48 protein-coding genes are annotated in these 26,195 nt (G+C 52.0%); 44 read left to right on the forward strand and 4 right to left on the reverse strand.

Annotation, left to right across the window (positions count from 1 at the left end; genetic code table 11):
• Positions 1-47 precede the first annotated feature (47 nt).
• From B1H58_RS15265 to B1H58_RS15275, 3 genes are all read right to left on the reverse strand, one after another.
• Positions 48-422, reverse strand: coding sequence for a hypothetical protein (locus B1H58_RS15265; RefSeq protein WP_085071326.1), 375 nt, complete (start codon positions 420-422; stop codon positions 48-50).
• Entirely contained in the window at positions 419-1,042 is a 624-nt protein-coding gene (locus B1H58_RS15270) for a Panacea domain-containing protein (protein ID WP_085071327.1), read from the reverse strand. The genes B1H58_RS15265 and B1H58_RS15270 overlap by 4 nt, the downstream gene beginning before the upstream one ends.
• A 358-nt stretch (positions 1,043-1,400) precedes the next feature.
• Positions 1,401-2,075, reverse strand: coding sequence for a LexA family protein (locus tag B1H58_RS15275; protein ID WP_418304127.1), 675 nt, complete (start codon positions 2,073-2,075; stop codon positions 1,401-1,403).
• 90 nt (positions 2,076-2,165) lie between these two features.
• Between B1H58_RS15275 and B1H58_RS15280 the strand changes: the two genes are divergently transcribed.
• The 27 genes from B1H58_RS15280 (at position 2,166) to B1H58_RS15385 (ending at position 12,860) form a co-directional block, all read left to right on the forward strand.
• On the forward strand, positions 2,166-2,375 hold the full coding sequence (locus B1H58_RS15280; RefSeq protein WP_085071328.1) for a helix-turn-helix transcriptional regulator: 210 nt from the start codon (positions 2,166-2,168) through the stop codon (positions 2,373-2,375).
• A 138-nt stretch (positions 2,376-2,513) separates the two neighbouring features.
• Entirely contained in the window at positions 2,514-2,852 is a 339-nt protein-coding gene (locus B1H58_RS15285) for a hypothetical protein (protein WP_085071329.1), read from the forward strand.
• 33 nt (positions 2,853-2,885) lie between these two features.
• A complete protein-coding gene (locus B1H58_RS20675) occupies positions 2,886-3,029 on the forward strand; it encodes a hypothetical protein (protein ID WP_157130188.1) in 144 nt (47 codons plus the stop codon).
• Positions 3,026-3,928, forward strand: coding sequence for a DNA replication protein (locus B1H58_RS15290; RefSeq protein WP_085071330.1), 903 nt, complete (start codon positions 3,026-3,028; stop codon positions 3,926-3,928). The genes B1H58_RS20675 and B1H58_RS15290 overlap by 4 nt, the downstream gene beginning before the upstream one ends.
• Positions 3,918-5,318 carry a DnaB-like helicase C-terminal domain-containing protein gene (locus B1H58_RS15295; protein WP_085071331.1) on the forward strand — a complete coding sequence of 467 codons (1,401 nt, stop codon included), beginning with the start codon at positions 3,918-3,920 and terminating at the stop codon, positions 5,316-5,318. The genes B1H58_RS15290 and B1H58_RS15295 overlap by 11 nt, the downstream gene beginning before the upstream one ends.
• Positions 5,318-5,680 carry a phage protein NinX family protein gene (locus B1H58_RS15300; RefSeq protein ID WP_085071332.1) on the forward strand — a complete coding sequence of 121 codons (363 nt, stop codon included), beginning with the start codon at positions 5,318-5,320 and terminating at the stop codon, positions 5,678-5,680. Before B1H58_RS15295 ends, B1H58_RS15300 begins: the two co-directional genes overlap by 1 nt.
• Positions 5,680-5,853 carry a hypothetical protein gene (locus B1H58_RS20680; protein ID WP_157130189.1) on the forward strand — a complete coding sequence of 58 codons (174 nt, stop codon included), beginning with the start codon at positions 5,680-5,682 and terminating at the stop codon, positions 5,851-5,853. The genes B1H58_RS15300 and B1H58_RS20680 overlap by 1 nt, the downstream gene beginning before the upstream one ends.
• A 1-nt stretch (position 5,854) precedes the next feature.
• The gene (locus B1H58_RS15305; RefSeq protein WP_085071333.1) at positions 5,855-6,046 is read left to right on the forward strand and encodes a hypothetical protein; all 192 of its coding nucleotides are present in this window, start codon (positions 5,855-5,857) and stop codon (positions 6,044-6,046) included.
• Positions 6,033-6,218, forward strand: a complete 186-nt coding sequence (locus tag B1H58_RS15310) for a hypothetical protein (protein ID WP_085071334.1) — start codon at positions 6,033-6,035, stop codon at positions 6,216-6,218. Before B1H58_RS15305 ends, B1H58_RS15310 begins: the two co-directional genes overlap by 14 nt.
• The gene (locus B1H58_RS15315) at positions 6,190-6,624 is read left to right on the forward strand and encodes a recombination protein NinB (protein ID WP_085071335.1); all 435 of its coding nucleotides are present in this window, start codon (positions 6,190-6,192) and stop codon (positions 6,622-6,624) included. The genes B1H58_RS15310 and B1H58_RS15315 overlap by 29 nt, the downstream gene beginning before the upstream one ends.
• Positions 6,621-7,208 (forward strand): MT-A70 family methyltransferase, encoded by a 588-nt coding sequence (locus B1H58_RS15320; protein WP_085071336.1) that lies wholly within the window; start codon positions 6,621-6,623, stop codon positions 7,206-7,208. The genes B1H58_RS15315 and B1H58_RS15320 overlap by 4 nt, the downstream gene beginning before the upstream one ends.
• Positions 7,205-7,417, forward strand: a complete 213-nt coding sequence (locus B1H58_RS15325; protein ID WP_085071337.1) for a hypothetical protein — start codon at positions 7,205-7,207, stop codon at positions 7,415-7,417. Before B1H58_RS15320 ends, B1H58_RS15325 begins: the two co-directional genes overlap by 4 nt.
• Before the next feature lie 157 nt (positions 7,418-7,574).
• A complete protein-coding gene (locus B1H58_RS15330) occupies positions 7,575-7,805 on the forward strand; it encodes a DUF3310 domain-containing protein (protein ID WP_085071338.1) in 231 nt (76 codons plus the stop codon).
• On the forward strand, positions 7,790-7,960 hold the full coding sequence (locus B1H58_RS20685; RefSeq protein WP_157130190.1) for a NinE family protein: 171 nt from the start codon (positions 7,790-7,792) through the stop codon (positions 7,958-7,960). The genes B1H58_RS15330 and B1H58_RS20685 overlap by 16 nt, the downstream gene beginning before the upstream one ends.
• Positions 7,957-8,100 (forward strand): protein NinF, encoded by a 144-nt coding sequence (locus B1H58_RS15335; RefSeq protein ID WP_237172413.1) that lies wholly within the window; start codon positions 7,957-7,959, stop codon positions 8,098-8,100. Before B1H58_RS20685 ends, B1H58_RS15335 begins: the two co-directional genes overlap by 4 nt.
• Positions 8,093-8,386 carry a DUF1364 domain-containing protein gene (locus B1H58_RS15340; protein ID WP_085071340.1) on the forward strand — a complete coding sequence of 98 codons (294 nt, stop codon included), beginning with the start codon at positions 8,093-8,095 and terminating at the stop codon, positions 8,384-8,386. The genes B1H58_RS15335 and B1H58_RS15340 overlap by 8 nt, the downstream gene beginning before the upstream one ends.
• Positions 8,383-8,745 (forward strand): RusA family crossover junction endodeoxyribonuclease, encoded by a 363-nt coding sequence (locus B1H58_RS15345; protein ID WP_085071341.1) that lies wholly within the window; start codon positions 8,383-8,385, stop codon positions 8,743-8,745. Before B1H58_RS15340 ends, B1H58_RS15345 begins: the two co-directional genes overlap by 4 nt.
• Entirely contained in the window at positions 8,742-8,984 is a 243-nt protein-coding gene (locus B1H58_RS15350; RefSeq protein WP_085071342.1) for a hypothetical protein, read from the forward strand. Before B1H58_RS15345 ends, B1H58_RS15350 begins: the two co-directional genes overlap by 4 nt.
• A 5-nt stretch (positions 8,985-8,989) precedes the next feature.
• Positions 8,990-9,187, forward strand: coding sequence for a Lar family restriction alleviation protein (locus B1H58_RS21315; RefSeq protein WP_418304157.1), 198 nt, complete (start codon positions 8,990-8,992; stop codon positions 9,185-9,187).
• Positions 9,184-9,318 (forward strand): YlcG family protein, encoded by a 135-nt coding sequence (locus B1H58_RS20690; RefSeq protein WP_167373295.1) that lies wholly within the window; start codon positions 9,184-9,186, stop codon positions 9,316-9,318. The genes B1H58_RS21315 and B1H58_RS20690 overlap by 4 nt, the downstream gene beginning before the upstream one ends.
• Entirely contained in the window at positions 9,299-9,826 is a 528-nt protein-coding gene (locus B1H58_RS15360; protein WP_085071344.1) for an antiterminator Q family protein, read from the forward strand. Before B1H58_RS20690 ends, B1H58_RS15360 begins: the two co-directional genes overlap by 20 nt.
• Before the next feature lie 198 nt (positions 9,827-10,024).
• Positions 10,025-10,387 carry a phage holin, lambda family gene (locus tag B1H58_RS15365; RefSeq protein ID WP_237172414.1) on the forward strand — a complete coding sequence of 121 codons (363 nt, stop codon included), beginning with the start codon at positions 10,025-10,027 and terminating at the stop codon, positions 10,385-10,387.
• Positions 10,371-11,003 carry a glycoside hydrolase family 19 protein gene (locus tag B1H58_RS15370; RefSeq protein WP_085071345.1) on the forward strand — a complete coding sequence of 211 codons (633 nt, stop codon included), beginning with the start codon at positions 10,371-10,373 and terminating at the stop codon, positions 11,001-11,003. The genes B1H58_RS15365 and B1H58_RS15370 overlap by 17 nt, the downstream gene beginning before the upstream one ends.
• On the forward strand, positions 10,991-11,428 hold the full coding sequence (locus B1H58_RS15375; RefSeq protein WP_085071346.1) for a coiled-coil domain-containing protein: 438 nt from the start codon (positions 10,991-10,993) through the stop codon (positions 11,426-11,428). Before B1H58_RS15370 ends, B1H58_RS15375 begins: the two co-directional genes overlap by 13 nt.
• Positions 11,343-11,597, forward strand: a complete 255-nt coding sequence (lysC, locus tag B1H58_RS21320; protein ID WP_418304128.1) for an Rz1-like lysis system protein LysC — start codon at positions 11,343-11,345, stop codon at positions 11,595-11,597. Before B1H58_RS15375 ends, lysC begins: the two co-directional genes overlap by 86 nt.
• A 258-nt stretch (positions 11,598-11,855) precedes the next feature.
• Complete coding sequence (locus tag B1H58_RS15380) at positions 11,856-12,353, forward strand: KilA-N domain-containing protein (protein ID WP_085071347.1); 498 nt, start codon at positions 11,856-11,858, stop codon at positions 12,351-12,353.
• Between the two features lie 297 nt (positions 12,354-12,650).
• On the forward strand, positions 12,651-12,860 hold the full coding sequence (locus B1H58_RS15385; RefSeq protein WP_085071348.1) for a hypothetical protein: 210 nt from the start codon (positions 12,651-12,653) through the stop codon (positions 12,858-12,860).
• Positions 12,861-12,892: 32 nt separating this feature from the next.
• Here B1H58_RS15385 and B1H58_RS15390 read toward each other — a convergent pair whose 3' ends face one another.
• On the reverse strand, positions 12,893-13,123 hold the full coding sequence (locus B1H58_RS15390; RefSeq protein ID WP_237172415.1) for a hypothetical protein: 231 nt from the start codon (positions 13,121-13,123) through the stop codon (positions 12,893-12,895).
• Between the two features lie 44 nt (positions 13,124-13,167).
• Here B1H58_RS15390 and B1H58_RS15395 point away from each other — a divergent pair, with 44 nt between their 5' ends.
• Genes B1H58_RS15395 through B1H58_RS15470 form a run of 17 tightly spaced genes read left to right on the forward strand, consistent with a single transcriptional unit; the run spans position 13,168 to position 26,190 of the window.
• A complete protein-coding gene (locus B1H58_RS15395) occupies positions 13,168-13,602 on the forward strand; it encodes a terminase small subunit-like protein (protein ID WP_085071349.1) in 435 nt (144 codons plus the stop codon).
• On the forward strand, positions 13,599-14,828 hold the full coding sequence (locus tag B1H58_RS15400) for a PBSX family phage terminase large subunit (RefSeq protein WP_085071350.1): 1,230 nt from the start codon (positions 13,599-13,601) through the stop codon (positions 14,826-14,828). The genes B1H58_RS15395 and B1H58_RS15400 overlap by 4 nt, the downstream gene beginning before the upstream one ends.
• Entirely contained in the window at positions 14,828-16,186 is a 1,359-nt protein-coding gene (locus B1H58_RS15405; protein ID WP_085071351.1) for a phage portal protein, read from the forward strand. The genes B1H58_RS15400 and B1H58_RS15405 overlap by 1 nt, the downstream gene beginning before the upstream one ends.
• Entirely contained in the window at positions 16,128-16,979 is an 852-nt protein-coding gene (locus tag B1H58_RS15410; protein ID WP_085071352.1) for a phage head morphogenesis protein, read from the forward strand. The genes B1H58_RS15405 and B1H58_RS15410 overlap by 59 nt, the downstream gene beginning before the upstream one ends.
• A 3-nt stretch (positions 16,980-16,982) precedes the next feature.
• Positions 16,983-18,128 carry a DUF2213 domain-containing protein gene (locus B1H58_RS15415; RefSeq protein WP_085071353.1) on the forward strand — a complete coding sequence of 382 codons (1,146 nt, stop codon included), beginning with the start codon at positions 16,983-16,985 and terminating at the stop codon, positions 18,126-18,128.
• 2 nt (positions 18,129-18,130) lie between these two features.
• The gene (locus B1H58_RS15420; RefSeq protein WP_085071354.1) at positions 18,131-18,622 is read left to right on the forward strand and encodes a structural cement protein Gp24; all 492 of its coding nucleotides are present in this window, start codon (positions 18,131-18,133) and stop codon (positions 18,620-18,622) included.
• A 3-nt stretch (positions 18,623-18,625) separates the two neighbouring features.
• Positions 18,626-19,591, forward strand: a complete 966-nt coding sequence (locus B1H58_RS15425) for a major capsid family protein (RefSeq protein WP_085071355.1) — start codon at positions 18,626-18,628, stop codon at positions 19,589-19,591.
• A 14-nt stretch (positions 19,592-19,605) separates the two neighbouring features.
• Positions 19,606-19,968: a DUF4054 domain-containing protein gene (locus B1H58_RS15430; protein WP_085071356.1), complete on the forward strand. Its 363-nt coding sequence runs from the start codon at positions 19,606-19,608 to the stop codon at positions 19,966-19,968.
• A 9-nt stretch (positions 19,969-19,977) separates the two neighbouring features.
• A complete protein-coding gene (locus tag B1H58_RS15435; RefSeq protein ID WP_085071357.1) occupies positions 19,978-20,445 on the forward strand; it encodes a phage virion morphogenesis protein in 468 nt (155 codons plus the stop codon).
• Positions 20,438-20,794, forward strand: a complete 357-nt coding sequence (locus B1H58_RS15440) for a hypothetical protein (protein WP_085071358.1) — start codon at positions 20,438-20,440, stop codon at positions 20,792-20,794. Before B1H58_RS15435 ends, B1H58_RS15440 begins: the two co-directional genes overlap by 8 nt.
• Complete coding sequence (locus B1H58_RS15445) at positions 20,791-21,276, forward strand: phage neck terminator protein (protein WP_085071359.1); 486 nt, start codon at positions 20,791-20,793, stop codon at positions 21,274-21,276. Before B1H58_RS15440 ends, B1H58_RS15445 begins: the two co-directional genes overlap by 4 nt.
• A 3-nt stretch (positions 21,277-21,279) precedes the next feature.
• Positions 21,280-22,782, forward strand: a complete 1,503-nt coding sequence (locus B1H58_RS15450) for a DUF3383 family protein (protein WP_085071360.1) — start codon at positions 21,280-21,282, stop codon at positions 22,780-22,782.
• 10 nt (positions 22,783-22,792) lie between these two features.
• Complete coding sequence (locus B1H58_RS15455) at positions 22,793-23,224, forward strand: hypothetical protein (protein ID WP_085071361.1); 432 nt, start codon at positions 22,793-22,795, stop codon at positions 23,222-23,224.
• A 3-nt stretch (positions 23,225-23,227) separates the two neighbouring features.
• Positions 23,228-23,641 carry a hypothetical protein gene (locus B1H58_RS15460; protein ID WP_085071362.1) on the forward strand — a complete coding sequence of 138 codons (414 nt, stop codon included), beginning with the start codon at positions 23,228-23,230 and terminating at the stop codon, positions 23,639-23,641.
• A gap of 14 nt (positions 23,642-23,655) precedes the next feature.
• Positions 23,656-23,808, forward strand: coding sequence for a hypothetical protein (locus B1H58_RS20835; RefSeq protein WP_167373273.1), 153 nt, complete (start codon positions 23,656-23,658; stop codon positions 23,806-23,808).
• Complete coding sequence (locus tag B1H58_RS15465) at positions 23,795-25,384, forward strand: phage tail tape measure protein (protein ID WP_085071363.1); 1,590 nt, start codon at positions 23,795-23,797, stop codon at positions 25,382-25,384. The genes B1H58_RS20835 and B1H58_RS15465 overlap by 14 nt, the downstream gene beginning before the upstream one ends.
• On the forward strand, positions 25,384-26,190 hold the full coding sequence (locus tag B1H58_RS15470) for a phage baseplate protein (protein ID WP_085071364.1): 807 nt from the start codon (positions 25,384-25,386) through the stop codon (positions 26,188-26,190). The genes B1H58_RS15465 and B1H58_RS15470 overlap by 1 nt, the downstream gene beginning before the upstream one ends.
• Positions 26,191-26,195: the final 5 nt, after the last annotated feature.

Raw genomic sequence — 26,195 nt, forward strand, 5'->3', positions numbered from 1 at the left:
GGGAAGCTTTATTGTCCGAGCAATAAAAACCCGGCGCGGTGGCCGGGTTACATTAAGTATGAGGCAGATGGCGGTCTAAATGGAGGGTGAGCTGAGAAATCAACCACCTTTATCTCTTTTGGTTCCAACTCGTTCATATAGTGCAGCACATACTCAGAGGTTCTGTCACCGAAAGGTTTACTGTAATCATATTCGACAATGCCAATATGATAGTGCCATAACCTGTACTGTACCGCTAACTTCACCTTTTTTAGATATTCAGGATCATCTTTATGTACATTATCCGAGGATTTATTCCTGCCCTCTAATCCTGATAAACCATTTTCCTTAACATGAAGAATAAACTGGTAAATTTTTTCTTTATCTTCCTTGGGGTAGTTGAGAAGTTCTTTACCAAATTGCTTTCCTAAGCTGACTCTCATTTCCCAACCATCTCCTTTAACCAAGCATCCATATCTTCGACCGAAGACACCTCATCTGGGATGATGATAAACTCATCATTAGCGCGGCACTCCATGCGCTCAAGGTCAAAATTAAAAGGAAACTCTGCAGAGGACATAAACCTGCCTTCTTCAATGACAATGCATTCCTTCAGTAGCCTGTTGTCAATCACCGCCTGCTCATCACCCGTTTTGGACCACGCCGACCCAGGCAAGTGCGTTAGCTTTGACAAATATGCAGCCGTCATTGAGCCATAAACATCTAAAATGTTATCAATTAGGCAGTTGTACTGAATGTCATCATCAACTTTAGGTGTCACGGTTGAAAAGCCGCCATCATCAGTGAATTCAAGCGTACTTATCAGGCCGGAAATGTGTCTATTGCCATAATCCTTTACTGCATGGTAAAGCTGAGGCACTACAGGCCCGTACTGCCACTTTGCAAAAAAATCTTCAACTAGCGGACGCTCTAGAAGTCTCAAGCTCCAAGACTGAGCAAAAAAGACGAGCTTCTGGAGCTTCATGGGCGATAGGTCGTTAATGCCTTTACTATTTGCCTTTTCAATGAAGGCATTAGCTACCGCAATAGCAGAGTAAGCCATGTTATGCCTCCTTTGGTTAAATTTAGATAGTAGAAGGTTAATCCAAAAGAACGACGCTTTCAGATGTCTGTATGGATGTACAGTGCATTATACATCCTTTGCTCATTTTTGAGTAATGATAAATCGTTTATCACACTACGTCATCATGAATCATGCTAAATAAGACATAACTGCTTAAATTTAGATAGCATAATACACTGAGGATTCATGAATGACAGCACGGAATTCTGAGCGTTGAACTTGAAGGGCTTTAAAACCCATAGGTTATTAGTATGTCCAATTGTCAACCCATAACAACAAAAAAGGCAGCATTTCTGCGACCTCATCTCACCCAAACGTCTCTTCCGGCCACTGAGCCTTAAACCAAGCGCATCTTCGTTTCGATCGCTACGCCGATGATCCGGCAGTTCCCATTGATAGGTATCATTGGCCACTGAGGGTTTAACCCCTTCAAGTACTTCTGGCCGCCATCAATAATCAGCTTTTTGAAGGTCGCCTCATTACTATCGGTAAGCTTAGCTACAACTAAACTGCCGTTCACCGGCTCTCGGCCTGTATCAAAAAGAACGTATGTCCCTTCAGGGATGCTTAATCCCATAGGCGCGGTCATTGAATCCCCATCAACCTCAAGCCAAAAAGCTTCGCCCTGAATATGCGAATCCGTCTCAAGCCATAAGTCTATGTCTTTTAACGCATACGGCTCGCAGGCCTCACACCAAGCCCCTGCCTGAACCTTGCTCAAAACCGGATACTTATTGCTAGGGATATAAGTTTCATAATTGGTGACGTTTGCCACATTGCCTGGCGATCCTATTGTTCCGTCACTATTTACGGTGAACTCACGCATACCCAAGTAGCGGAGGATTTTGGCTATATCCTCGATTGCCGGTTCACGCCTTGCATTCAGCCAATGGCTAACCGCACCCTTGGTTAAACCAAGATGCTCAGCAAGCTTTTCTTGATTAACGCCCTGATCCTTCATGAGGGATTTGGCGAGTTCATTCCATTTCATGTTCATCACTAAATCATACATTCTGTATTTCTTTTATCGAGACACATTTTGTATATTCGGCTTGATTGCTATAAATACGAAATGTATACTATTGCTTTAAAGGAGGAACTCATGAACAACTTGCGAAGCATTCGAAAGCAGTTGGGACTGACGCAAGGCGACCTTGCTACCGAGCTTGGGCTAACAAAGGGTGCAATTGGCCATTACGAGAATGGACGCAGAAGCCTCAATGTAGCCCAGTGTCGCCTGATTGTAAGTGTGCTGAATAAGCACGGTGCGTCAGTGGGAATAGATGATCTTTTCCCCCCTACAGCAGCATAAGTACCAACGCTCTTTTCACAACGGACACGAAGTCCTACGTCGCTGAAAAGCGAAATCCAAACGAAACAACAAACGTTCGTGGCAATAGCTACGGCTTTGTCACGCCTAACTAACTAACCAACAAGAGAATATTACTAAATGGAACAGGCAAAACCACGCAAATCGGACAGCGTATCTTTTATCGGTCGTCATCTGCTGGCAACCGCACATCAGGCACTAAGCAACACCCGTCAGACAGTGGTTGCAAAGCTGCTTAACGTAGCTGATTCAACCATCCTTCGCAGGACAGAAAAATACCCGGAGCTAATGGAAACTCTCGCCGCCAGCGGCGTAGAGGATTTTGTCATGCACGGAGAAAAGAAGATGCCAATGGAGCAGTACCGATGGCTGATGACAGTTGCGATGGAGTTCGCAAAGTTGCAGTTGGAAATAACCAAAGAAAAAGCCCCGAAGAACGGCGAATTCTTCGAGGCCTAGTATCGAAATATGTGCAATTTCAACGAGGTAATTATGGCACGAAATCATGTAGTTGACCATAACGATGCAAAGAAAAACCTTGCCCGTGAACGCTTCCTTAGTGGCTTTAGCGAGGCAGCTGCAAAGAAGTTTCGGCAGATGCTGGACGAACACAAAGCGAAGGAGAAGGGCAAATGAGTAACGTCGTCAGGAAAATATCTGATCACAAGGACTATAAGCAGCAGGAAGCGAAACCTTCAGTAGATAAGGGGTTTGCCTTGTTCCACAGAAAAATTATGGACTGTGGATTCTACAAGGACTCTCAAGCCGTTCACCTCTGGTTCCACCTGGTGATGAAGGCCACTCACAAGCCTATCGTTTCAAACACAGAGTTCGGCGATATCCAGCTTGGTAGAGGCCAGTGCATTACCGGTCGTCACAAGCTGGCTAGCGAAACCGGAATCTCACCTGATCGCATTCAGTACCTGCTGAGAAAGTTCGTCAGCATGGAGATGATCAGCGCGGAATCTAATCGTAAATTCACCGTGATAACCATCCTCAAATACGATGAATATCAGGCTGATTTTTTACCAACAGATTACCAACAGATTACCAACGCAAACCCGCATGGAATAAGGCGTGTAGCTGAGGTTGTCCCAACAGATTCCCAGCAAATTACCACATACAATGAATTAATAACTAATAACTCAATATCTAAAGATATTGAGTGTGCAACTGGCGCCGCAAAACAGGCTGAACCAAAGCAACGGATTTCCTGCGAAGAAGTCTGGCAATGCCTGAAAGAAGAACTTCCGGAAGCCAGAGGCTGGAGGGTGATGGACGATACGCGCCGCAACCTGATTAAACGGTTCTGGACAAAGGCCAACAAAATTGCCCGCCAGATGGACAACGGTCAGCCTCTCACCATGCAGGGCTTTCGGGAGTACCTGCAGTACATCAGCGCCAACTGCCGCTGGATGCTGGAAGACCGCCCTGATAACCGCACTGGCAAGACATGGCGCCGCATGAAGTTCGACAGCTTCCTGTCTGAGAAGCTTTATCTGGAAGTTCGGGAAGGAGACAAGGATGACCGCTGATTACAAAACCCCGCCACACAACACCGACGCTGAGCAGGCCGTGCTGGGTGGCATCATGCTGGATGGTGGCGAAGAGCGTAGCCAGAAGGTGCTGGCGATGCTGAAGCCGGAAAGTTTTTACAACAAGGCTCACGGCGCCATCTTCGAAGCCGTGCGTGACCTCCTGAAGCGCAACCAGCCGGTAGACCTGCTGACCGTATCCGATGAGCTGGGCCGTCGTGGTCAGCTGGAGCAGACAGGCGGATTTGCCTACCTTGCTGAAATCAGCAAGGGCGTCCCATCAGTAGCGAATATCGTTCACTACGCGGCGGCAGTTCGTGACTGTGCAATGGAACGTTACGCCATCAGCAAACTGGCCGAAGCAACCGAGATGCTCTACACGCGCAGCACCATGAACGCGGTTGAGAAGCTGGAAGCCGTCAGCACCCTGACCAGCCAGATTAGCGACTATGCCAAGACGGGCAACCGCCGCGGCGCCAGAGCGCTGATTGATGTGATGGATGACTGGCTGCGAGAGGTTGAGGGTCGTTTTGATAACACTGGCGCGCACCGCGGGTTATCTACCGGCATCCCTTCTCTGGACGCCATGCTTGAGCCAAAAGGGCTGGTCAAAGGCTCGCTGTTCGTCATCGGCGCCCGGCCAAAGATGGGTAAAACCACGCTTTACAGCCAGATGGCAATTAACACAGCAATGCGTGAGAAGCTGCCGGCCGTTCTGTTCTCTCTGGAAATGCCCGATAAACAAATCTTCGAGCGCATGGTAGGTCAGGCTTCTGGCGTGAATACGGATATTTTCTACCGAGGCAGCGATAACGATACTGACTTCGCACTGGCTAACGGCCACGCAATGGAGCTGGTCCAGTCCGGCAACCTGTTCATCGACGACACGCCCGGCATCACGCTGGCGCACATCGTTGCAGAGTCCCGCCGCATTAAGCGCGAGAAGGGAGCCGTCGGCATGGTGATGGTTGACTACCTGACGCTGATGACTGGCGAAAAGGCCGATCGCAATGACCTGTCATTCGGCTTAATCACGAAAGGCCTGAAGAACCTCGCTAAAGAGCTTGGTTGCGTAGTGGTGCTTCTGACGCAGCTTAACCGCGACCTTGAGAAGCGTACCAACAAGCGACCTCTCCCAAGCGACTCACGCGACACCGGACAGATTGAGCAGGATTGCGACTACTGGCTGGGTATCTACCGTGAAGGCGCCTACGACGAGAACTACCCGCAGCACGAAACAGAGCTGCTTCTGCGGCTTAACCGCCACGGCAAGACCGGCGTTGTGTACGCAGAGCAGAAGAACGGCGCCATCTACGACGCTGACCAGCTGGCATATCAGGCTAAGGCCGCAGAGCGCGAAGCCAAGCCGCAGAAGAGAGGTGGATTTTGATGGACTACAGCAAGAAGTCTGACTTTGAGATTAACTGGAGAGTATTTGTGGCATTACATGACGGCGCGCCTGATTTCAAAGAAGGAGAAAATGGCGCAATGGTTGTCACCTTCACAGCAAATGACGTGCAGCTTGGTGAGCATGTTGAATTTGAAGTTGAGGCTGAATCATTCAACCCCTGCAACTCATGGGCTGATGCCGGTCCGATTATCCGAAAAAATTCTATTTCGTTGATTTCAGACTGGAACGAAGAAGGGCTTTGGGGCGCGACATTTCGGCCGTGGATTTATTCAGAGCATGAAAACCCATTAAGGGCTGCAATGGAGTGCTACCTGATGATGCACGACAAAGAGGAAGAGTGATGAAACCGCTAACAGCTGATAAAGCGCGATATTTCATTGAACGCATCAATGCTGTCGAGAAAGAGTTTGGTCTTAGCATCGACAGAGCTTACTTCAGGCAGGCCTTAGAGATAGCGCTGCCAGTGCTAGAGCAGCAAGAGAAGGCGTCCGGCAAACATCAGGAAGGAGAGTGAGATGACGCCAAGCCAAAAACGTCTATTTGAAGCCTTAAAAAATAATCAGGGAACATACGTTATAGACGAAAACGGGTTTATCCATGTGACTGGTAAAGCAATGCGTGAGGCCGTGGCTAATTTCCGATTCCCGGCTATGTTAGACCTGCAAAATTTTGCGTTAACTGCAGGAGGAAACTATGAACAACGATGAGCTGGAACGGGCGGAATTCGAGGCTCTCATGAGGGCGCTTGGATTTAATGATTTTTTTATGGACTGGGGGAATTATCAAAATTTCACAGTTCAAACTTCGTGGAGAGTGTGGTGTGTAGCCCGCAGCAAACAGGAGCAGAGCGATGGAGACAAAGCGCTTCCTGCTTCGTGACAGCAGGATACGCCAGAACTGCATAGAAGCCATTCAGAACCTCCCCACCAATACCGATCGCCCCCTACAGATAATCATCCAGGAAGACACCCGCAGCCTTGCGCAAAATCGCATGCTTTGGGCCTGCCTGCGTGACGTATCGCAGCAGGTGGTGTGGTACGGGAAGAAACTCGACTCGGACAGCTGGAAGAACATTTTCAGCGCCAGCCTGAAGGGACAGGAGACGGTGCCAGGGATAAATGGCGGCTTCGTAGTGCTGGGCCAGTCAACAAGCAAGATGCGCGTCAGTGAGATGCGTGACCTTATCGAATTAATCCACGCCTTCGGCACCGAGCATAACGTCAGGTTCAGTGATGAATCAGCGCGAGCTCGGGAGTGGGCCAACAGATTTGGGAGTGCGGCATGAAAAAATACACCCTGATTTATGCAGATCCGCCATGGACATACCGGGATAAAGCCAATGACGGCGAACGAGGCGCAGGCCATAAATATCAAACAATGACCGTTGCGGAAATTTGTCGCCTTCCGGTCTGGGATTTAGCAGCCGAAAGCTGCCTGCTTGCAATGTGGTGGGTGCCAACTCAGCCGATGGAAGCGTTAAAGGTCATGGATGCATGGGGTTTTCGCCTGATGACCATGAAGGGCTTCACCTGGCACAAAACCAATAAGCGCAAAGGTAACAGTGCGATAGGTATGGGCCACATGACGCGAGCCAACACCGAAGACTGCTTGTTCGCGGTTAAGGGTAAATTGCCGGATCGCATGGACGCATCAATTTGTCAGCATGTCACAGCCCCTCGCATGGAACACAGCGCCAAGCCGCCAGAATTCCGGGATCTAATGGTCAGGTTGCTGGGAGATGTACCGCGTTGTGAGTTATTCAGCCGTGACAGTGTTGCTGGCTGGGATATGTGGGGGAATCAGTGCAACAACGCATTCGACCTCCTGCCGGGTGTGGCGAGCGAGAAACACAACAGGAGCGGAACATGAACAAACGAACACCGTTCAGCACTGACGACGCAGCATACATCCGGCGGGTTGCCGGGAAAGTGCCGGTTGATGTTATTGCCCGACAGTTGCAGCGTCCTGTTAAAGGGGTTCAGAACTGGGCGTACCGGCGGCAGATAAAACTACGCGTTCCTGATGCAGTCATGAGCCGCTACTGGCAGAGCGCAAACAATCGCGGGAGTGAAGCATGAGCAGATACACACATCACACACCTGAGCAGTGCAATCGTGTTAAGAAACTTCGCCAGCAAGGGTTGAGCTTTCAGATAATCAGCGAGCGCATGGGTTTTTCGCCAAGCCAGCTGCGTTATATGGACAGCAGGGCCAGACTCATGGAGAGCCGCCAAAAATGACTGACAACGTTAACCATCCATCGCATTACACGACGGGCGGCATTGAGTGTATCGACGCCATGAAAGCCAGCATGACCAGCGAAGCGTTTCTCGGATACCTGAAAGGAAACATCCAGAAGTATCTGTGGCGCTACGAGAAGAAGCTGGCACCGGCTGAAGACCTCAAAAAGGCCCGCTGGTATCTCGATAAGCTGATAGCGGAGGTCGAGCCATGCGACAGCGAGTGAGTATCACGCAAAAAGCGATAGATAACCTCAAGTTCCGCGTCACCCACCGTAAGCCCCGCAAGAAACCAATCCCAACCGCCAGCCAGATAACCACGTTTGATTACGTAGGCGGCCTGCTGCGCGCGAAATGGGACAGGATGAGGACGACGCGATGAGCGAACCAGTAGAGCGACTCTGTGCAGATTGTGGAATCCCGCTGTCACCAGACGAGACATTCGTCTGCTCTGACTGCTGTGCCTTCTACACGATATTCAGAGACCCGAACGGATATATGGCTGGAGACGATGATGAGTAACTTGCGGAAAGAAGCTCGCGGAAGAGAGTGCCAGATACGGATTCCCGGTTATTGCAACCACAACCCTGAAACGTCATGTCTTGCACATCTTCGCCTGACTGGCACATGTGGAACCGGCATTAAGCCGCATGACCTGCTTGGAGCGATTGCCTGCAACTGCTGTCACGATATTGTCGATGGCCGTGTAAAGACCAGCTACAGCCGTGAAGAGCTTTCCCTGATGCATGCTGAGGGTGTTTTAAGGACGCAGGTAATCTGGCTGAAGGAGGGGCTTGTAAAAACATGAACCAGTATCGGATATCGTTGCCCTGGCCGCCCGGGAATAACAACCTCTTCTCAGTATTCCGAGGGCGAAAGATAAAAAGCAAAAAGGGAAGGGAATACACCGCAGCAGTAACCAAGCAAATCACCGAAGCAAATCAGCAATTCCAACTGGCCGGCAGGCTGAAAGTAAAAATCCTCGCATATCCACCTACACGCGCCCGACGTGACCTCGACAACCTCTTCAAAGCACCTCTCGACTCACTCACACATGCAGGCGTCATTGCTGACGACAGCCTGATTGATGACGTGCGCATGGTGCGTTGTGAAGTGGTAAGGGGCGGCAGGCTGGAAGTGGTTATCACCGAACTGGAGGCTGTATGACAAAAAAATACGTTAAGAAAATCCATTACCCATGCGAAACGGCAACGATCTTTCAGGGCGTCATTTTTGTTATTCGACCGCAGCATGCATCTGAGCTTCTTTCCGAGGCTGACAGGGCGACCGAGTTCTATCTGAACCACTTCCCATTCTGCACGCTTGAAGATGTGCGTGAAGGCATCCGCTACAGCTTCGGCGGCCTGTATCTGAGTGACGACCAGATCATCCGGGAGGCAGCATGAAACCCATGATTTTCGATCTCAATCTTCCGCAATGGGCATCACTTCTTGAGTGCCCATTCTGTGGTGGCAATGCGGAGCTTTTCTCTGATGGTGATGGCGTATACGCAGGGTGCGCGACAAGGCAATGCGTGATCAAACCCATTACCGACACATATGAAACCAAGCGTGAAGCTATCAGGGCATGGAACAGGAGGCCAGCATGACCGAATACCTCAAAGAGAAGTGGCTGAAGCTTCGCATCATGAAAATGCGCGGCATGTATGAAATCAACTACCGCATATTGCGCAACACAGCGAAAATCATGGGGGCAAAGCATGTCAGTACGCGAGCTTAACCTGACAAAAGACCAGCACGACTGGCTGAATGGCTGGCTTGAGCTGTGGGGCGCATGGGTTTATTCAGGCAGACTGGAAAAGCGCCAGAGCAGTGTCATAGCGCAGTATATGGCAACTGTTGAGCCCCAATCCTATCCATACAGGCCGATGTGTAACGATGATGACGGACTCTTGATTTCTCAGGTCGTGGATTCCGTCATGTGCATCGACAAAAAAGCCTTTGGCATCCTGCTAAGTTACTACGCTCATGGTTCCTCCAAGCGAGCCATTGCATCTTACTATCACAAGGTTGCAACTCCCCGCAAAATGTCAGGGCGCGGTGGAGAAAGTATTCGCCGGCCATCACTGGCAACATGCCGAAATGAGGTAGATGAGATACTCAATGCCAGTCTGTATTTAATCTATCAACCGCTGCGAAATGCATTTAACGTTCGCGATAATGCATCTATCAATCGGAAATTCACTAAAAAGCCATTGACATCTTTTAGCCAATTAGCCACTATATAAGGGTAGGCTGCCGTAAGTGTTCCTAGAGACGCTGCGGCAGCTTTTTTACATCCATTCAGAGAGGTCGCCATTGGCGGCCTTTTCTCGTTTTTGCGCACGACGAATCCCTTACCACACACCTCGTGATCCGTAGTCGTCGATGCGCATTTTCTTCCTTTCAACAACGACACACAGCCACCCCGAAGGCGGGAGGTGGAGATGAAAAATATGCCAGAAAAAGACCCTGGGTTCTGGGCGAGTCTTATAGCCTGGCTCTATGCCCACAGAAACGAATCCGGTTATGCAGGCCTTGCTGGCGTAATGGCTCTCCTCCGTGCGACGTATATCGGTAAAGAGACATGGCCTCGCCGCTTTCTCGATGCGGCGATGTGTAGCTTCTTTGCATTCTTCCTTCAGCCAACGCTACAGGTGATTGGCTCTGTATTTAACTGGAACTTCAGTGAAGACACGACTCGCGTTGCTGCTGTTTTCCTTGGCTTCCTTGGTGTGGATTACATCTCGTCGAAAATCCGGCGCCAGATTGATAAACGATTTGGAGACAGTGATGTTAACAGCCAGTGAGTTTCAAAGAGCTGCCGGTGTCAGTGATGTTCTGCGCGACGCCTGGTACACAAACATTGCAATGGCGATGACCAAGTACGGCATTAACACGCCGCTGAGGCAGGCTCATTTCATTGCACAGACAGGTCATGAATCATCTGGATTTCGCAAAGTAGAGGAAGGGCTGAATTACAGCGAAAGTGCACTGCTTTCCATGTTCAGTAAGCGCATTACCCCGGCACAGGCCAAGAAGTACGGACGCAACGAGCTTCACGCTGCCGACCAGGAGATGATCGCCAATATCATTTATGCAAACCGGAACGGCAATGGTGATATCGAATCAGGTGACGGTTATCGCTATCGCGGGCGTGGACTGATTCAGATTACCGGCAAGGCGAACTATGCCGCGTTGGTTGAGCAGCTTGGTGCTGACGTGGTTGGCAATCCTGACCTGTTGACCGGATACAAGCTGGCTGCCGAATCGGCTGCGGCATGGTGGAAGAATCACGGACTTAACGAGCTGGCGGATTCTGATGATGTTACCCGCATCACCAGAATTATTAACGGTGGCACTAACGGCTTAGAAGACAGGAAATCCCGCCTCACAAAGGCTAAGGGGATTCTATGCTCAACGTAATCGGCTTTATCCGAAACAATTCAGGCGTTTTTATCATCGGTCTTATCTGTATCGCCCTCTGGGGACTGAATGCCCGTAACTCCCAACTCAGCGCCACAAATGAGCGGCTGGAGAAACTGGCTAACGATAAGGACTCACAGATAAACGACCTGCGTTCTAAAAACGATGACCTGGCTTCCAGCGTGAAAGACCTGGTCACAGCAGTAAATCAGCAGAACGCCGTCATGTCTCAGGTAACTGAGCAACGGGCAGTCACAGCACAGCAAAACAGGAAGCTCCAGAATGAAATCAAGCGCTATCTGGCGGCGGACAAGTGCGCTGTCGCTCCTGTTGACAGCAATGCTGTTGACCGGCTGCGCGACGCAGCAAAATCCGCAAGTGGAGTACCGGACAGTAAAGCAGCAAAACCTGCCGATCCCCGCTGAGTTAACCACTCCGATTGATGTGCCTCCGGTGCCGGACAGCATGACGTTCGGTGACAGCGTGTCGCTGAATGCTGAACTGTATGGCCTGCTTGGTCAGTGCAACATTGACCGGGCGGGCATCAGGAAGATTGAAGAGAAAAAAGGCGGCGCGTCCTTTGCGCCGAATTAAGGAACCAGTGGTATTTTGAAACCAACTGAACAATTAAAAGTAATAGCTCTTCGCTGATCTGCAAGCGTACGCGGCAAAAAAAACGTACTCGCCCCGGCATAGCCCGGGGCTTTTTATACCCGCAGTAAACCTCCGCGCGTCGCAGCGCATTCAACTCAGAACCTTTCAGGATGACCCTTGAGGAACCGGCTGGCTGTCGGAGCCTTCTGAGGGCCGTTTTCCTGTGCGAACAAGGTTCATCACTAAAAGGCATATCCGATGAAAGCATTGAAACTGTGTGAAACACCGATCCGCGTTGACCATGAAGGTATGATTTGCCTGACTGACATGTGGAAGGCCAGTGGGAAAAGCGATAGCGAATCCCCCTATCACTACCTACGCAATAAGCAGACGAAGGAGTTTCTGGCTGAGCTGGAGAAAAACCACGAATCTGTGGTTTTCACTGAGCGCGGCGTAAAGGGTGGAACCTATGGCGGAAAGTTCGTTGCTTACGATTATGCCGCATGGTTAAACCCGGGCTTCAAATATGCAGCCTACAAAGTTCTGGATGATTACTTTACTGGACAACTGCAGCATAAAAACAGCCTCAGCGCTCAGTTGAACATCAAGTGTCATGAGTTTGACCAGAAGAAAGACATGGCAAGCTTCTGTGGTTCAGGTCTGGCAGGTTGGCGTTATACAAAACCTGTTTTGTTGGCAGAGATCAATTCTCTGGCAAGCCAACTTCAAATCAAAATCCCTGGGCTGCCGGAATGACCAAAGATGAAAGGCAGCAACTGGCGACAGTCGAACGGTACATTGAGTCTGGGGTGTTACTCATAGATTCCGGGCGAATAAGCGCAGGAAAAGAAAGCATGGAAATGGCAAAGGTACTTGTAGAGGTGATGCTTTCCATAGCTACCAGGGAAAAACCTTAGAGAGCCACTTTCACAACGGCTCTCAGTGACCATTACAAAGCTCATCCAAGGGTGGGCTTGATAATGGTTAATAATACTTCACTAAGATTTATCCGAAGGGTAATGTGTAGCCTCACTTTATAAAAAGGAGGTTGTGATGTTAGAAAAATATTTTGAGACGCCACTAGGCGGCGAGCATGATGAGCATAGAAGGTTGGTCGCTGTATCAGCTGCTTTAGAGTTGATTAAAGCTGCTGTATCTACCGAGGCTGGACCTCGAAATTTTGATTATGAACTAAAACAGTACGCGGCCCAAATAGCGCCTCTTGCCGATGCAATACAAGATGCTATCGAGTCTGAAAGCTAATATTGAATTAAAAGCCGCCTCCGGGCGGTTTTTTATTTCTTGCACAGAATCCGAAGTTCTTTGCGGTTGAATCCACCGTCTTTAGACAGGTCTGCATATCCAGATGGGCATAGCTCATTTGCTTTTGAATAGCAGATATCCCATCCAGTTCCGGCGCCACACTGGACTAAGTACTCAGTAGAGCCATCGGGGCGATTTATCTTCTGAGCTGTTGCACAGCCGGCAAGCATTGCCACTGCAATAATTACAGAAACCTTCTTCACGCTGCATCTCCTTCTGCAAAAGCATATTCATAACAGGATTACATATGGCGACCAACAAAAAAACTGGCCGCCCTTCTGATTATCTACCAGAGGTGGCTGCTGACATCTGTTCACTGCTTGCCGACGGTGAAAGCCTGCGCAAAGTTTGTGAGCGTCCGGGGATGCCGAATAAGGCAACCGTATTCCGCTGGCTTGCACAACATGATGAGTTTCGCGACCAATACGCGAAAGCCACAGAGACCCGCGCTGACGCAATTTTCGAAGAGATGTTTGATATTTCCGACAACGTTGCCGAAGAGGCCGCGGCGGTAGGAAAAGCACGCCTGCGTATCGACACTCGCAAGTGGGCGCTGGCTCGCATGAACCCGAAGAAGTACGGTGACAAAGTCAGTCAGGAAATCGACCACAAATCATCTGATGGCAGCATGGCGACCAAGCCAACGACTATCCAGCTGCTGCCTGTTGAGCCAAAGCCATGAGTGAAACCGCCCAGCTGCCAATCCCTGCAAAGCTTGCTCCACTGTTCACTGCAACCGGTAAACGCTATCGCTGCTCACATGGTGGCCGCGGTAGTGCCAAGACGCGCACCTTTGCCCTGATGACGGCCGTGAAGGCATATCAGTCGATGATGAACGGTGAGAGCGGGGTGATCCTGTGCGCACGTGAATTTATGAACTCGCTGGAAGAGTCGAGCATGCAAGAGGTGAAGCAGGCGATCCTTTCGGTGCCATGGCTGGCGGCTAATTTTGACATCGGTGAAAACTACATCCGGACAACAGACAGAAGCGTTCGCTACGTGTTTGCTGGCCTGCGTCATAACCTCGACAGCATCAAGTCGAAAGCGCGCATTCTGCTCTGCTGGGTTGATGAGGCTGAATCAGTCAGCGAAACCGCCTGGACGAAGCTCACTCCGACCGTACGCGAAGAAGATTCAGAAATATGGGTGACGTGGAACCCGGAGCGCGACGGTAGCGCGACTGACAAGCGGTTCCGCAAGTCTCCGGGCGATGACTGCATCACTGTTGAGATGAACTATTCAGATAACCCGTGGTTCCCTAAGGTACTGGAAGGCGATCGGCTTAATGACTTAAGGCGTCTTGACCCGGCAACTTACGCGTGGGTATGGGAGGGGGCTTATCTCGAGAACTCCGACAAGCAGGTACTGGCCGGCAAATACCGCATAGCTGAGTTCAGTGACACGCTGTGGAAAGAAGCAGAGCGGCTTTTCTTTGGTGGCGACTTCGGCTTTGCGAAAGACCCTAACACGCTGATCCGCTCCTTCATTCTCCACAACCGGCTGTACATCGAATACGAAGCGTACGGACTGCAGACTGAACTCGATCACATGCCAGCGCTGTATGACTCGGTCCCCGGTTCGCGCGACTGGCCTATCAAAGCTGACTCTGCGCGTCCTGAGACAATCAGCTACCTGCGCCGTAAAGGATTCGACATCTCAGCCGCAAAGAAATGGCAGGGGAGCGTTGAAGATGGCGTGGCGCATTTGCGTGGCTTCGATGAAATCATCATTCACCCTCGCTGTAAGAACGTGGCGCGGGAAGCCCGCATGTGGTCATACAAAACCGACCGCATCACTGGCGAGGTGCTGCCGAAACTGGCCGACGGATATGAACACTGCTGGGATGCGATCCGCTATAGCCTCGACGGGCATATCAAAGGCCGTTCTACGGTATGGGACATCATGTAATGACGAAGAAAAAAATTGTTGGTCGTCTTAGTGATGGCCTGGTCAGCTTAATGACATCCCTCGGGGAGAAAATCGGCGCCGTGCGCTACAGCAGCACTAAGCCCGATGTGCCGGATAAAGAGCTGCTCGCGATGTACAAAAAGTCGTGGGTAGTGAAGAAGTACATCGATAAGACGGCCGCCGACATGCTGAAGCTGCCGCGCACCTTTTCAGGCGACGTGGATAGCACTCTTGTGCAACGCATCGAAGATATTGAGGCAGAGCTTCAGCTGGATCAGGTGTTCAACGATGCGCTGAGCTGGGCGTCTCTGATGGGCGACTCGCTCATTGTGGCTGTCACCGATTGCTCTGACGAGCTGATCGCCAGTGAGGTCAATCTGCAATCAGAGGACATCATCAAGTTTCTGGTGTTCCGCAAAGGTGAGTACACGCCGGACAGCAACGTCATCACTGATGTCAGCTCCCCGTACTTTGGCGAGCCGCTGACCTACCAGATAGACATCGGCAACAAACAGCTGCTCTTTCACCACACCCGATGCCACCGGACGAAGCTTGGCCGGCACAGCATCAAAGACCGTGCGAAATTCGGTACATCTGACCTTCAGGCGCCCTATGAGCATATCAAGACGTTCGACACTGCCATTCTGAGCACGGGTGACACCATTCAGGAAGCGAATGTGGACGTGCTGTTTGTGCCTGGCATGAACAACCAGATCGCCGCCGGTCAGGAGCAGCAGGTGCGGGACTATGCGCGGGTGATGAAGGAAACGAAATCATCTACCGGCCTCCTGCTAATTGACGCAGGCACACCAGAGGCGCAGGGGCGCTATGAGCAGAAGAACGCTCAGTTTGCCGGGCTGTCTGACGTCATCACCAAGATGGCGACCGTACTGGCTGGCGCGCTCGACAGGCCTATCACGGTGCTGTTCGGGCAGTCTGCCAGCGGGTTCAGCAGCGGGGAAGAGGATAACAAAGCCTATTACGAAACCATCAACGGCATGCAGGAAACACGCCTGCGGCCGATGCAGGATTTCGCTGACAGGTTCCTCCTTGACCGCCTGGCTGTTACTGAGCAGATGACCTACGAATATCCGTCAATCGACAGCATCAACGAAACGGAAGAGGCAACGCGCTTCACTCAGTACGCGACCGGCTTCAATACGCTCGTTACCGGCGAGATTCTGACCGAGGAGATCGCTCTCCGGGAGATGATTGCCCGAGGCGTACTGAAGACGGTAACCGAGGAGGAAATTCAGGGCATCGTCAGCGGTGGTGCAGATTCCGGCTCATGGGGTAACTATGGAATTACAACAACTTCTGGAGCGCAAGCAGGGCCGCCGGAAGCCGCGGCGGCGTAAGATGCGGCCACCCACACCCAGCAAGCGCGCTGAGGTGTGGTACCGGGACCGGCTATCAGAGTTCATCAGCAGCATGACTCAGATCGTCACTGAGGAACTGGAAAGGCCAACGCTTACTGACGCACCAGACGACAACCCGCTTTCAATCACCGCCAGACTCGCCCGTATCATGCAGCGCCTCGCCAGCATCTCAATAGGCGAGATAGCCAGCCGCATAGCCTCCGGGCTTGTTCGGAGGGCCAACCTTCAGAACAAAGAGCAGACGCAGCGCACCTACAAAGAAGCCTTTGGTATCGACCTCACCGGCATGTTGGGTGACGGCGCTGTCAGGGAGAAAATGGAGGATGCGGTCCGCGAAAACGTCGATCTGATTACGTCTATTCAGACTGACTTCATCAACGACATCGGGGAGAAGGTTTTCGGCAACCTGCGTGAAGGCGGTCGGAGCGAGAACCTTATAGGCATCATTCAGGAGCGCGGTAACGTCTCTCTGAGCCGCGCCCGCTTCATTGCCCGCGACCAGACTGCAAAGCTCAACTCACAGCTGACAGAAGCGCGCAGTCAGGCGCTGGGGCTGGACGTGTACGAGTGGAGCGGCACAGGCGATGAGAGAGAGCGTGACAGTCACTTCGCCCTGAACGGCAAACTCTGCAAATACTCCGATCCTACCGCCTACTCAGATGACGGCGGCAAGACGTGGAAGAAGCGCAGCAGCATTGGTGCCTACGAGGGCAACCCCGGCGAGGATTACCAGTGCCGGTGCCTTTCTCTCCCTTACGTAGCGTGGGAATAAGCCATGACATGGAAACGAACACCGCAGGGGTACGTAATTACCACTGCGACGATAACCCGCGCCGGTCCTATTGAATATTACGGGCATGAGCTGGGGTTAACCGGCAGCGATGCCAACAAGAAGATCACAGTAACCCGCACGCTCGATGAGCTATCCAAACCAGAAACCCTCGCCTCATTCAACGGCCTACCGTTCACGCTGACGCATCCGGACGATGGCGCAGTGAACGCGAACGACCACAAAGAGAAAGCCTCAGGGCATATCGCAAACACCCGCATCAATGGTGATGAGGTGGAGTGCGATGTTTTCCTGACTGACTCAGCGGCGATTGAGGCACTGGAAAAGACAGGCATCCGGGAAGTTTCGGTTGGCTATGAGCCCGCAGAACTGATTGACCGGGGCGGGCAGCTTTACCACATCAACATTCGCGGCAATCACGTCGCGGGCGTGGCAGAGGGGCGTTACGGGCCTCAGTGTAAGTTAAACGACAAAAAAGGTAAGCCGATGTTCAAAACACTAACCGACGCCCTCAGTTTCCTGAAGGGCAAAAAGCTCAAAGACGCAGATGGCGCCAGCCTGACGCCCGATGAGATTGTGGGGATGATTTCCGCACTGGAAAAAGCCCTCGAAGATTTAAACTCTCAGGGTACCGATGAGGCAAACGCTCAGGCTCAGCAGGTTCTGTCTCAGCTTGCGGAACTGAAAGCGCAACTCGAAGGCATGACTGTTACGCCTCCTGTTGATGCAGATCCGGACACCTCCGGAGGCGACGACAAAGACGCGAAAATCACCGCGCTCGAAACCGAGAATGCTGACCTGAAAGACAAGGTGAAGGAGCTGGAAGATAAGCTCGCCGCTCTGCAGGCAGACAGCGAAACCGAAGCAACTCTGACCGACGCAAAAGCCCGCTTCCCAAAAGTTAACTTTAACGATGCTAAATCAGCCCGCGCCGTTCGCTCTGCCGTGCTGGTCAGCACACGTGCATTTAACGATGCGCAGGTTAAGGCAATGACCGACAGCGAGGTCCGGGCGGCGTATGCGGCGATTCAGGCTACGGCTAAATCACGCAGCAACATCGGTTCTCACCTGTTTAACGACAATAAGCCCGCTCCAACTAAAACGGCCACCCAGCGCCTCGGAGGTAAATAATCATGGCATTCGGATTCACTGACTGGGACGGTGCAGACGGCACTATCCAACCGGGTTCAATCAAACGCGCGTCCAGCTCAAACGACAAGGTCTGGGGTGAAGAGAACCTGACTAACACGCCGCTGGCGTACGGCACTTTTGTAGCTGTTAATCCGGCAGGCGGTGTTATGCCTCTGGCAGCTGACACTCGCATTCACGGCATCGTGGTGCGTGACATTTACGGCGACGCAGCACCTGCTAACAAGACCTCTAATATCGGCCACTTCTCACACGGTGACTGCGTTGGCGCACTGGCGGTTGACGGCGTGGACTTCGTGCGCGGCGATACGGCGTACATCGTTGCGACCGGTGCAGACGCTGGCAAGGTTACCAGCGAGGCAACCGGCAACATCGATTTGGGTTACTGGGTTGAAGATGTGAGCGCAGGCAATAACTGCGTGGCGATCACCCTGGGTTATGTACAGCAGGCAGCGCCGGCAGCGGCGGGAGAATAAGAAATGGCAATGGAAACCGCAGATTTTGAAAACGTACTGCAGGAAGCGCTGACCGAGCGCGATACGACCCTGCAGGAACGCGAGCTTCCGGAAATCAACATCGGTGAAGCGCTGCCGATCAAAGAGGGTCTGGATTTCGCCCTCGAATACGTTGATTTCGGCGTCTCTACGGTTGTCGGCTCAGTAAAAGACGGCATCATCGGAAACAAAACCAACAGCCTGAAAACCATTGATAGCGATATCGAATGGATGAAGGCACCTGTGGGCCAGTGGGCTAAAGCAGCCACCTGGACGCAGCAGGAGCTGGAGAAGATCGCCCGGCTGAACATCAGCCTGCAGTCTAAAAAGCAGGATGACCTGTACGCTAACGCGCTGGCAACCATTCAGTATGCCGGTTACGTGGGCCATCAGGGCGTGAAAGGTCAGGAAGGCCTGCTGACCGGCGCCTCCGTGCAGCTAATTACTGACGCAGGCAACAAAACCATCGCGGACATGACTTCTGCTGAGTTCGTCGCGCTGGTGCTTAACGCCTACAACGTAGCATGGAAGAAATCTGGCTACCGCATCCAGCCAACGAATATCGCGATGGACGCCAGTGATTTCATGCTGGCAATGCAGAAGTTCGATCCTGACTCGGCAATTGTCGGAACGGACCTGCTGCCGGTTGCGGCAATGGATCGCATCATGGCGGCGCTGCGTAAAGCGTCAGGCAATGAAGCTTTCAGCATCACGTTTGTGAAGGTGCCAAGCAACTATGCAGTAGGCATCAAATCAGGCAAGACGCGCATGGTGATTTACACCTATGAGGCGGATTACCTTGAGATGGAAGTTCACATGCCGGAACTGCTGCCTGTCCGCGCACGTGACCTGCTGACGTATGAGTGCGGTTATCGCTCAGCGTTTGGCGGCGCCATGTGGAAGCAGCCGCAGTCCGCCGTTTACGTGGATTACAAGTCCTCACCGCAGTAACAGAAGGGGGTAGCATGGAATTCACTGACCGTTACCCCGAATTCTCCAGCACCGCACCAGCCCGCATCAGCGGGGCTCTTGAAGATGCAGCAAACCAGATGAGCCGCAAAGTGTGGGGCCGCCTGTATGAACAGGGTCAGGCTGCATTAGCGGCTCATCTGCTCTTTGTATCTGGCGCGCTGACAGCCTCCGGCAATTCCAACGGTAACCCGATGAAGACGATCGCCAGCAAGTCCGTGGCGGGCGTTTCTGTCAGCTACTCATTACCTGATGCCGGGTTTGGTTCAAATCACGACGGCTACGCATCCAGCGGCTACGGGCAGGAATACATCCGCCTGCGCAAACTGGTAGCCGTGCATGTGCTGGCAATTCGCTAAGGGGGCCATATGACGCCGGAAGAAACGCTCAGGGCAACAACTGAGTACCTGAAGAACCTGCAGGCGATGAAGTCTCACCATGTGGCTGTGGGCCTGCCGGCATCAAAGGTGGCCGATAAGAAATATGAAGGCGGCGTGTCAGTCATTGAGGCGGGCGCCGCGCATGAGTTTGGCACGGAGCATATCGATGAGCGCTCTTTCCTGCGCGCTCCATTCACCCTGAAGAAATCAGAAATAAACCGGGCTATTGAAAGTCAGGTTGCCAGTGTCGGCGCCGGCCAGAGAGATGCAGTATCGGCTCTTAACCTGATTGGCATCGTTGCCCAAAACATTAGCATAAAAGCATTTGAGACCGGCGGTTATGGTACATGGCCGGATATCAAGGAAGAGACCAAGAAGGCAAAGGGCTCATCCGGGGTGCTGATAGACACAGGCGAGCTGCGCGGCTCTATAACGTGGGAGGTTCGCAGTGAGTGATTTATCCGATCTCGATATGACCGACGCGCTGATTGGCTGGGAGCGGCCGGTAAAGCTCAAAACCAGAACTGAAGTCACGGTGAATTTTATGCCCGTCGCCGTCGTCACGGTTCAGGACATCATCGCAGTTGTGCAGAGTGCCAACAAAGAAAACCTGACGCTCGACAGCCTGGACTGGTCGAAAGAGTACCTGCTTATTCATGCGCGCACGAAGATGGAAGCGGGGCAGTTCATTGAGAAGGACGGCAGAGATTACAAGGTCGTTTCTCCCGGCGACTTCATGGACTACGGCTTCTGCTCTGCCATTGCGGAGGAAACCAAGCTTCCACTACTGGTGCCAACGCCATGAGACAACCCCACCTGATAGCCGTGGCCCGCTTTGTGCGCGACCTGCTGAGCTATGATGAGCAGCTAATAAAATTCGATCGCCAGAACGTCATAGCTACCGATTTCGAGACGAGCTACATCATCGTTAATGGCTCCCTTCCGCAGACGGTGCTGGCGCGCGGGCAACACTTCAATGGCACAACCGAGGTGATGACCTACACGGCGGCCGTCAGCCACGCTGTGGTGCTGGAGTTCTACGGCAGCAACGCCTACACCAACGCCCAGGCATTCATGATGCTCAGTGAGAGCCAGAGAGCTAACGAACTCAGGCGCAAAAATGCACTGACCATTATGGCCGTATCGAATATCACCGATGTGGGGCAACTGTTGGGTCAGTCTCACGGCAACCGCGTCCATCTCAGTTTCAACGTTCAGTATGCCCCGGCGCATGACGTGCAGACGCTGCGTATCGACACGCCGCAATTTCAATTTTTAGAGGACTAATAAATGTCGGCATCAATTAACAACGTCATCAATGTGACGCTTCTGGAAGAAGGGCGGGCAGCGGCGCGGGATAACATCAACGTGTGCGCCATCATGACCAGTCAGCCCGGCGTACTAAGCACGGCAGAGCGCTGGCGTTCATATAAGTCACCATCTGCCGTGGAGCAGGACTGGGGCGCATCGTCTGTAACTGCGGCATTCGCCAATGCGTTTTTCGGCACGAGCCCTAACCCGGTTTCCGCCGGCGGAACGCTGATTATCGGATACTGGAATGCAGCCGGTGAAACTCTCCCCGCCACTGCAGGTGTGTTGCGTGGTTCTGAGATTTCACAGGCCATTGTGTTGCCTGTTCTGCGTCAGCATGAAGACTGGTCATTCAATATCACGGTGGATGGCACAAAGCATGAAGTCACCGGCATTGACGGATCAACTGCAGCAACCTTGGCAGACGTGGTGGAACAGATTCAGGACAAACTGACTCCGGAGGTTGCTTCGGTCGTGTTTGATGGCTCGCACATCGTTATCACCAGTAAAACAACGGGCGCAGCATCGATTGTTGGCTATCCGGAGGCATCATCTACCGGCACGTTTATCGGTGACCTTCTGGCTGTTTCTGATGGCTCTGGCGCAGCGCATGTTGATGGCAAGGCTGATTCTCAGGTTGATCCTGAAACACAGCTACAGGCGCTGAGTGCTCTCAAAGCGCTGGTAAACATCAAGGGCGTCAGCTTCATCGATAAAATCCTTGATGCGCAGGTGCCGCTCATAGCAGCCTGGGCGAAAGCAAATGCCGTCATAGTGTATGAGACGTTCACCGGCAGTGAGGCGCTTGAGGTTGACCCGGCTAACCCGGCGTGGGCGGTAACGCTCGCCAGTCAGACCAATTTCCGCATGTTGTACAGCAAGGCGGGCAACCGCAAGTTGGGCGTCAGTTACATGGCGCGCACCCATACTGTCAATTTTAACGGTGAACGGACAGCCATTACCCTGCACCTGAAAACGCTGAGCGTCTCTGCTGAGGATTACTCGCAGACGGAAATCGACAAGGCTAAACGCATCGGCCTGGACATCTACACCACGATTAAAGACGTGCCGTGCGTCTTGTCCAGTGGCACCAACGATTTTGTGGATAACGTCTACAACCTGATGGCGTACGTTGACGCCGTGCAGACTGACTCCTTCAACCTCCTTAAAACCACGCCTACTAAAGTGGCTCAGACCTATTACGGTGTTGACCAGCTAGAGGACTGCGTGGAGAAAACCACTCGTGGCTTTGTGCGTGCGAATGTGTTCAGCCCTGGCACCTGGACGCTGCCTGATTTCTTCGGTGACCGCGACATGTTCCTGCGCAACATCGAGCAGGAAGGGTTCTACGTGCTGGCTGGCGATCTGGCTGACCAGTCAGCCGCTGACCGGCAGGAGCGCAAGTCGCCTGTTGTCCAGGTAGCCGTGAAGAATGCCGGAGCTATCCACAGCGGCGACATCATCATCAACTTCAATAAATAGGGGCCGGTAAATGTCACAGATTGTTATTAGCGCAGATACCGCCACTATCGTACTGAACGGGCGGATTATTACAGATATCTCAGCGGGTGATTACATCACGCTGACGCCATCAAACGCCCTGACCAGCCGCGCCAACAGTGCAAATAATGGGGTCACAATCTCCGGGCGTGTCGATGCTGGGGTGCATGTTGCAGTGCTCAGGGTTCAGAAGTTTTCCAACGATGACATCTGGTTGAACCAGCAGCGTAACGCCAAAATTCCTACCGTGTTTAATGGATCGGTTAAAGAGTCGTTTGTGCGTGATGGTGCCGCGCTGAAAGAAACCTACGATCTGCAGGTCGGCTCTATCACGACCCAGCCAACGCAAACCAAAAACAACCAGGACGTTAACGCGCTGATGGAATACACCATCGAGTTCCGCAACGTTGTGCGCAAGGTATAAGCCATGTCAAAAGATAAGCAGAAAGAAGCGCTGGATATGATCCGGGCCGTTTACGATGACGGTTATGCAGAGATTAACGGCAACCGGTACGAGTTCTCAGCGATGACACACAAGAAGCGCCGCAAGGTGTTTGCTTTCTTTACCGGCATCGCCAGCGAACTTGGCAGGCAGTCTCTGGAGTTCCTTGATACTGCCCGATTCGAAGAAGTTGAGCGGGTGATGTTTGATTATGTGCTGTTTGATGGCGTTCAGTTATCCAAGCAGCCTGACCACTTTGAATCGTACCCCGCTGACTACGTCATGCTGGTTACCACGGCGCTGCAGGTAATTAGCTGGCCTTTTATGGGCGGGAGCAATATGAACTCACGTTCAGAAGCTCCAGACGTTCAGAAATTTACGTTAAATCCTCGAACGTAAGCGATGAGATGAGTATGTACCTGGCGCTGTCAAAGGCCGGGTACGGCTCTTACTCTGAGCTCATCAGGCTGGATACGCCCGAACTGCTGGACATGCTGGAGTTCGAGAACATCAGCGCTGACATTCAGCAATACGAAATGGAGAAATCCCGCAATGGCGATAGTTAATGAGCTTATTACCAAGTTTGGGTTTATCGGTAACCTTGCGCCGCAGGAATCGTTTAACGCAAATCTGAAGGCTTCCATTGGCCTTCTGTCTGGTATGGGGGCAGCTATTCAGGGGGCGGCGGGCGCTCTTGCCGGATGGTTCACGTCCATTATAGACGGTCTTGACCCGTTGGTTCAGTTTCACCGCGAAACCGGGCTTTCTGTGGAAGGGTTGCAGGAGCTTGGGCGCGTGGCAGAGCTTAACGGCTCCAGCATGGAGGCAGTCACCGACTCCATAGGCGAAATGACCATGAGGATTGGAGAATTTGTCTCCACTGGTGAAGGTGAAATGGCTGACATTGCCAAAAGACTTGGCATGAGCTTTAAGGATTCTCAGGGCAACGTAAAGGATGCCACGCAAACATTCACCGAGCTATCAGACAAAATGCGCGGAATGAGCCAGGCAGAGAAGTTTTCCTTGCTGGACAAGATGGGTATTGATCGCTCAATGGTTCAGATGTTGTCGCTTAGCCGTGAGGAACTGGATAAATCCCTGCAACAGGCTCGTGACTGGGGCGTTGTAACAACAGAACAGGCTGATGCTGCCGCCGATTTTAATAATTCCCTTAAAGATCTTCGCATGGGCTACAGTTCTGTATCCACGCAGGTGGCCCTAAGTTTTCTTCCCATGCTGAAAGATGTAATTGACGGCATGCGAGAGTGGCTGCACACCAATGCGGACTTAATTAAAAACGGACTACATGCGTTTGGCGAGATTGTTTTCTCTCTGGCTGGAATGATACGGCGCTTATTGCCTGTCATCGCCTTAGCAGTAGTTGGGTTTACCATTTGGAAGATCGCAGCCTTTGGCCTGGGCAATGCTTTGAAGCTTGCATTCTCCCCGGTGTTACTTATTACAGCCCTGATAATAGGCATTGCTCTTGTTATCGATGATTTGATTGTTGCTATGCAGGGCGGGCAAAGTGTCATCGCAGATTTCTTTAAAGACACATGGGGTATCGATATTGTACCGGGCCTGCTGGCGATAAAAGATGCCGTGATGGTCGTGGTGGATTTTATCATCGATTCCTTCAAGGTCAGCGTTGAAAGCATAAAGTTGCTGTTCTCTGCTCTATGGAAGGTGGTAACCGGCGATTTTAAAGGTGCATGGGATGATGTTGTTAAAATCTTCGATAACAGCGTCGAGCTGATGAAAATGCCATTTACTGCTTTCATAGACTGGGCGAAAAATATCTTTGCGGGCTTGGGCGATTACATCGGGAATGTAATCAGCAACGCCGCGTCAAATGCATGGAATGCAACCAAGTCATTTTTTGGTGCAGGGGGTGATGAAGATCAATCCGTGCCTGCGTACTCAGCTGGGGGGGCTGGCATGAATGGCATCCCATACGGTAATCCTGGTCTAAATGGCAATCTGGCATACGCATCGGGCGGCGTCAGTAACTCCAACGTTAGTCAGAGCAATACCATTCACATCAACACCTCTGATCCGGTTGTTGCAGGCAACACAGCAGCAGATGGATTGCAGCAGAGCATGCGTGACGCTAACAGGATGAGCAGAAGAGGTGGGATGTAATGGGTATTCTCGACGGTTTCACAAAAGCTCAGGAGTCTGGTAAAGCCACGGTAAAAAATGTCGGCATCGGCGGGTTTTCGATGTTTGCCCGCGTCAGTGACTCAACACAGTATCCATCACAGGTTCCCGTCGATGTACTGGAGGATGGCAGCAACGCATCTGATGACATCATTAACGGGCCACTTGTGGTCACAATCAGCGGTGTGGTTTCTGATGTGTATGCTGACGCTGAACCGGGAGAGTCATTTGGCATCATCCCCGACTATTCCCGCGTGGGGGAGGTCATTGAGTACATTCCGGCGAAAACACAGCAACAGCTTCAGAAGGTAAATGAGATCGCCGACCGGGTGGAGCAGCAGGTACTGAAAGCGAAACGCCTGGTGGATAAAGGTGCCGATCTGTTTGGCTTGGTGGGCAACCCCACCTCTGGCGGCGCCAAAGGGCTGCGTGAGCAGTTCCTCGACTTTATTGAGGCGATTTATTACGGCAAGCAACTGATATCCGTAGAGGTAGATTACCGTACGCACGAAAACATGGCTCTGAGCGGACTTGCTCTGAACACTGATAATCAGACGATGGAAACCCGCTTCGAAGCCACCTTCACTAAAATCAATTTCACGCAGATAACCACAACGCCAATCAGTCGCTACTTCAAATCCCCATCCGCGGCAGCTAAATCCAAAACGGCTGGCGTGGCGAATAAAGGCGCTCAGACCCCGGCGGATAACTCTAAAGTAAGCGGCGGGCCCGTCAGGTCAAAGTCACTCGCCACTTCACTAAAAGGCGCTTTTAAGAGCTTTCTTTAAGGATG

The organism is Pantoea alhagi (genome assembly GCF_002101395.1).
GTDB classification, from domain to species: Bacteria; Pseudomonadota; Gammaproteobacteria; order Enterobacterales; family Enterobacteriaceae; genus Mixta; species Mixta alhagi.